This is a genomic window from Acidovorax sp., from assembly GCF_046291265.1.
In the GTDB taxonomy this organism is placed as follows: domain Bacteria; phylum Pseudomonadota; class Gammaproteobacteria; order Burkholderiales; family Burkholderiaceae_C; genus Acidovorax.
Map to the genome: position 1 here is coordinate 1 of NZ_JBKBTV010000119.1, position 5,942 is coordinate 5,942.

At 68.0% G+C, this 5,942-nt stretch carries 3 protein-coding genes; all 3 read left to right on the plus strand.

Annotation, left to right across the window (positions count from 1 at the left end; genetic code table 11):
• On the plus strand, positions 1 to 3,130 hold a 3,130-nt coding region (locus tag ACK41V_RS23150), incomplete at its 5' end, for a carboxyl transferase domain-containing protein (RefSeq protein ID WP_409785954.1).
• Positions 3,131 to 3,354: 224 nt separating this feature from the next.
• Complete coding sequence (locus tag ACK41V_RS23155; RefSeq protein WP_409785956.1) at positions 3,355 to 4,494, plus strand: aminotransferase class V-fold PLP-dependent enzyme; 1,140 nt, start codon at positions 3,355 to 3,357, stop codon at positions 4,492 to 4,494.
• 48 nt (positions 4,495 to 4,542) lie between these two features.
• Positions 4,543 to 5,856: a DUF445 domain-containing protein gene (locus tag ACK41V_RS23160; RefSeq protein ID WP_409785958.1), complete on the plus strand. Its 1,314-nt coding sequence runs from the start codon at positions 4,543 to 4,545 to the stop codon at positions 5,854 to 5,856.
• Positions 5,857 to 5,942: the final 86 nt, after the last annotated feature.

Genomic DNA, 5,942 nt, shown 5'->3' on the forward strand with positions numbered 1-5,942 from the left:
CTACCTGGACGGCGCGCGCCTGATTGCCATCGCGCAGGCCCAGGGCTGTGACGCCGTGCACCCTGGCTACGGTTTTTTGAGCGAGCGCGCCGACTTTGCCCGCGCCTGCGCCGCTGCCGGCCTGCGCTTCATCGGCCCCACGCCGGAGCAGTTGGCGCTGTTTGGCGACAAGGCCCAGGCGCGCGCGCTGGCGCTGCGTTGCGGTGTCCCGCTCATGCCGGGGACACAAACTGCGGTCACGCTCGAAGAGGCCCAGGCCTTTTGGCAGACACAACAAGGAACACAGGGCGGCGCAGGCATCGTGATCAAGGCCATTGGCGGAGGCGGGGGGCGCGGCATGCGCGCCGTGGAGTCGCTGGAGGATCTGCCCGGCGCCTTTGCGCGCTGCCGCAGCGAAGCGCTGGCCGCCTTTGGGGTGGACGGCGTGTATGTCGAGCGCCTCATGCTCAACGCGCGCCACATTGAGGTGCAGGTTCTGGGCGATGGCCGCGAGGTGATGGCGCTGGGCGAGCGCGAATGCACGGTGCAGCGGCGTTTTCAGAAAGTGGTGGAGATCGTGCCCAGCCCGTCGCTGCCCGCCGCCCTGCGCGACCACATCACGGCCGCCGCGCTGGCCATGGCGCGCGAAGTGGCTTATGAAGGCCTGGGCACGTTCGAGTTTCTGGTGGATCTGGCATCGCCGGATTTGCCTTGGGTCTTTATCGAGGCCAACCCCCGATTGCAGGTGGAGCACACCATCACCGAAGAGGTCACCGGGGTGGACCTGGTGCAAACGCAGTTGGCCCTGGCCGCAGGCCACAGCCTGCGCGACCTGGGGCTGAACCCCGATGCGCCACCCGCCGTGTTGGGCTTTGCCATGCAGTGGCGCATCAACGCCGAAACGCTGGATGCGCAGGGCGGCGCGGTGCCTGGTAGCGGCACGCTCAGCCGCTTCGATGTGCCTGCTGGCCCCGGCATTCGCGTGGACACGCATGGCGCCGCCGGTGCCACTCCGTCGCCGCACTACGACCCCTTGCTCGCCAAGCTCATCGTGCACACGCGCAGCCCGCGTTTTGCCGACGTGCTGCGCCGCTCACAGCGCGCGCTGGCCGAGTGCCGCATCGAGGGCGTGGCCACCAATCTGGCGCTGTTGCAGGCGCTGGCCGCGCGGCCCGAGATGACCAGCCAGCAGGTGCACACACGCTGGCTGGAGTCGGTGTTGCCGGAGTTAATAAATGCTACTGAAAACGTAGCTATCAGCGCTTCTCCACTACGCGCTAGAGGTCAAACACACCATAAATCATCGTCGCCCACACACTCCAACGTCCCCGCACCCGAAGGCGCGGTGCTGGCCCCCATCCCCGCGCGACTGGCGCAGCTCAGCGTGGCCGAGGGCGATGTGGTGGCCGCGGGCGCCGAGCTGGCCGTGCTGGAGGCCATGAAGATGGAACACGTGCTGCTGGCGCCGCATGCGGGGCGGGTGGGCGCGTTGCTGGCCGTCCCCGGTGCCTATCTGTCGCAAGGGCAGCCGCTGCTGGTGCTCGACGTGATGGAGAGCGCCGCCGTGGCGGATCTGCAGGACGGCGCCTCCACGGACCCGGACCACATCCGCCCCGACCTGCAGCGCGTGCTGGACCGCCACGCGTTCACGCTCGACGCCGCGCGGCCCGAATCCATCGCCAAGCGCCACGCCCAAGGCGGGCGCACCGCGCGCGAAAACATTGCCGACCTGTGCGACGACGGCAGCTTCATCGAATACGGCGCGCTGGCCATCGCCGCGCAGACGCGCCGCCGCAGCCTGGATGACCTCATCGCCAACACGCCCGCCGATGGCATGGTCACGGGCATCGGCGGCATCAATGGCGCACTGTTCGGCCCCGAAAAATCCCGCGCGGTGGTCATGTCCTACGACGCCACCGTGCTTGCCGGCACCCAGGGCGCCCGCAACCACGCCAAGACCGACCGCATGCTGGGCATTGCCCTGGCGCAGAAGCTCCCCGTGGTGCTGTTTGCCGAGGGCGGCGGTGGCCGCCCGGGCGACACTGACATGCCCATCGTGGCGGGTCTGCATGTGCATACCTTTGCCAGCTACGCCGCGCTGTCGGGCCAGGTGCCGGTGATCGGCATCGCCGCGGGGCGCTGCTTTGCGGGCAACGCGGCCCTGCTGGGCTGCAGCGACGTGATCATCGCCACGCGCAGCAGCAACATCGGCATGGGCGGCCCGGCCATGATCGAAGGCGGCGGCCTGGGCGTCTTCAAGCCCGAGCAGATCGGCCCGAGCCATGTGCAGCATGCCAACGGCGTGATCGACGTGCTGGTCGATGACGAGGCCGGGGCGGTGCAGGCGGCACGCCACTACCTGTCGTTCTTCCAGGGCCGTACATCGCAATGGTCCGCGCCCGACCAGCGCCAGCTGCGCGCTGTGGTTCCCGAGAACCGCCTGCGCGTGTACGACACCCGCACCGCGATGGCGGGCCTGGTGGACGACGGCAGCCTGCTGCCGCTGCGCACCGGCTTTGGCTTGGGGCTGCACACGGCGCTGGCGCGCATCGAAGGCCGCCCCGTGGGCATCCTGGCCAACAACCCGCAACACCTGGGCGGCGCCATCGACGCCGATGCGGCCGACAAGGCAGCGCGTTTCATGCAGCTGTGCAACGCGCATGGCCTGCCCATCGTGAGCCTGGTCGACACGCCCGGCTTCATGGTCGGCCCCGAGGTCGAGGCCACGGCCCAGGTGCGCCACGTGAGCCGCCTGTTCGTCACCGCCGCCAGCCTGCGTGTGCCCACCTTCAGCGTGGTGCTGCGCAAGGGCTACGGCCTGGGCGCCATGGGCATGACGGCCGGGGGCTTTCATGCGCCCATGTTCACTGTCGCCTGGCCCACGGGCGAGTTCGGCGCCATGGGCCTCGAAGGCGCGGTTCGCCTGGGCTTTCGCAAGGAGCTGGAGGCCCTGCCCGAAGGCGCCGAGCGCGACGCACTGTTTGCCAAACTGCTGGCCAAGTCGTACGCCAATGGCGAGGCGATGCATATGGCGGCCACGCTGGAGATCGATGCGGTGATCGACCCGGCCGACACGCGGGCCTGGCTGGCACGGGGCCTAGCGTCTGCGCAAGTCGCGCCGCTGGGGCATCGGTTCATTGACACTTGGTAGTGGCGGCGATGGCAGGGCAGCCCGTGCTAAGCTGGTTTTTGACATGGCGGCGTGCGATCCTGGATACCAGATTGCTCCCAACCACCCCCACCGTTCACGCTGAGCTTGTCGAAGCGCCGCGCAGGGCTTCGACAAGCTCAGCCTGAACGGCAGGGAGGATTCAGCTCGCGTATTTTTGAGCGGCGCGCGCCACTAAACCCTGCTTTCTACGGAGACTTTTCACCATGCCCGGACTGCTGCCCGATATCGATCCCGATGGTTTGCTTGAATTTTCGGTGGTCTACACCGACCGCGCGCTCAACCACATGTCCAAGCGCTTCACCGGCGTGGTGCAGGACATTCTGGGCACGCTGAAAGAAGTCTACGGTGCCCACACCGCCGTGCTGGTGCCCGGCAGCGGCACCTTCGGCATGGAGGCCGTGGCGCGCCAGTTCGCCAACCAGGAAAAGGTGCTCATCGTGCGCAATGGCTGGTTCAGCTACCGCTGGACGCAGATCTTCGACGCCGACAAAGGCCTGGGCGGCGGCTCGGTGGTGTGCAAGGCGCGCCAGCAGGGCAGCGGCCCGCAGGCGCCCTGGGCGCCGTGCCCGGCAGACGAAGTCGCAGCCACCATCCGCGCCGAAAAGCCCAAGGTGGTTTTTGCGCCCCATGTGGAGACGGCCAGCGGCATCATCCTGTCCGACGACTACCTCCGCACCGTGACGGCGGCGGCCCACGAAGTGGGCGCGCTGTTCGTGCTGGACTGCGTGGCCTCCGGCGCCATGTGGGTGGACATGCAGGCCACGGGCGTGGATGTGCTGATTTCCGCGCCGCAAAAGGGCTGGAGCGGCTCGCCCTGCTGCGCCATGGTGATGCTCAGCGAGCGTGCGCGCCAGGCGATCGACGGCACCACGAGCAGCAGTTTTTCGTGCGACCTCAAGAAGTGGATGCAGATCGCCGAGGGCTACGAAAAGGGCCAGCACGCGTACCACACCACCATGCCCACCGACGCGCTGGTGCGCCTGGCCGAGGTGATGGCAGAGACGCGCGCCTACGGCTTTGCCAAGGTGCGTGACGAGCAGATCGAACTGGGCGCCAAGGTGCGCGCGCTGCTCGAATCGCGCGGCTTCCCCAGCGTGGCGGCCGATGGATTCAAGGCCCCCGGCGTGGTGGTGAGCTACACCACCGACCCCGGCATCCAGAACGGCAAGAAGTTCATGGAAGTAGGCCTGCAGACCGCCGCCGGCGTGCCGCTGCAGTGCGACGAAGGCCCGGACTTCAAGACCTTCCGCATCGGCCTGTTCGGCCTGGAAAAGTGGCACAACGTGGACCGCACCGTGGGCCATTTGTCGAAGGCGCTGGACCAGATTGCGGCTGCGGCCTGACGTGCGTGATGGCGCGGCGCTGGGCGGCCCCACGCGCGCTTTGGTGGCATGAATAGCAGTCCGACACCCCCCTCAGACACCGAAGACCCGGCACGCGCCCTGCGGCGCGCCAAGCGGCAGGCCCTGGGCCTGTTGCTGCTGGTCACGGCGGTGTTCGTGGCTACCAGCGTGGTGGAGCGCGGCCTGCTGCTCAATTGCATCAAGGCCATGGCCGAGGCTGCCATGGTGGGGGCGCTGGCCGACTGGTTCGCTGTGGTGGCGCTGTTCCGCCGTCCGCTCGGCCTGCCCATTCCGCACACCGCGGTCATTGCGCGCAACCAGGCGCGCATTGGCCGCAACCTGGCCACCTTTGTGCGTGACAAGTTTCTGGACGTGCCCTCGCTGGTGGCGCTGATCCGTCGGCACGACCCGGCCGAGCGGCTGGCGCAGTGGCTGACGACGCCCGGCAACGCAGCGCTGCTGGGGCACCAGGCCACCCGCCTCGCCTCCGCCGCGCTGGAGACGGTGCAGGACGCGCAGGTGGAGCGCTTTATTCAGAAAGCGGCGCGCACGCTGATCGGGCAGGTGGACATGTCGCGCGCTCTGGCGGCGGTGCTCGATACCCTCACGCACAACGGCCGCCACCAGGCGCTGCTGGACGATGTGCTGGGCAAGCTCATCGAGCTGCTGCAAAACGAGCAGACCCGCGCCTGGGTGGCGCAGACCATCGTGGCCTGGCTCAAGAAGGACCACCCGCGCACCGAGAAGTTGCTACCCAGCGACTGGCTGGGCGACAAGGGCTCGGCCCTGCTGGCGCGCGCGCTGGAGAGCGTGATGGCCGATGTGGCGGCCAACCCGCAGCACGCGTTGCGCGCGCAGTTCGATGGGGTGGTGCAGCGGTTTATCGACCGCTTGCAGAACGACCCTGAGTGGGCGCGCAAGGGCGAAGAAATCCGCACTTGGCTGCAGACCGATGCCACGGTGGCGGGCTATGTGCAAACCTTGTGGCTGGACCTGCGCGGAGCGCTGCAGCGCGATCTGGCCGATGCGGATTCGGTACTGGCGCGGCAGGTGGGCAAGCTGGGGTTGTGGCTGGGCGATTCGCTGGCGGGCGATGCGGCGTTGCGACAGTCGTTCAATGACAGGCTGGAGCGGTGGGTCGAGGGCCTGGCGCCGGATGTGTCGGCGTTTGTTGCGCAGCATATTGAGGACACAGTGCGGCGCTGGGATACCGAGGAGATGACGCAGCTGATTGAGCTGAACATCGGTAAAGACCTGCAGTACATACGCATCAACGGCACGGTGGTGGGTGGGTTGATCGGGCTGGTGTTGTTTGTGGTGTCGCACGCGGGGGAGATTGGGCGGGCGGTGGTGGGTGGCTGAGTCTGACGAAGTCTGAGTACCACCCCCGACCGTTCGGGCTGAGCTTGTCGAAGCCAGGGCACCACTCCAACCGTTCTGGCTGAGCC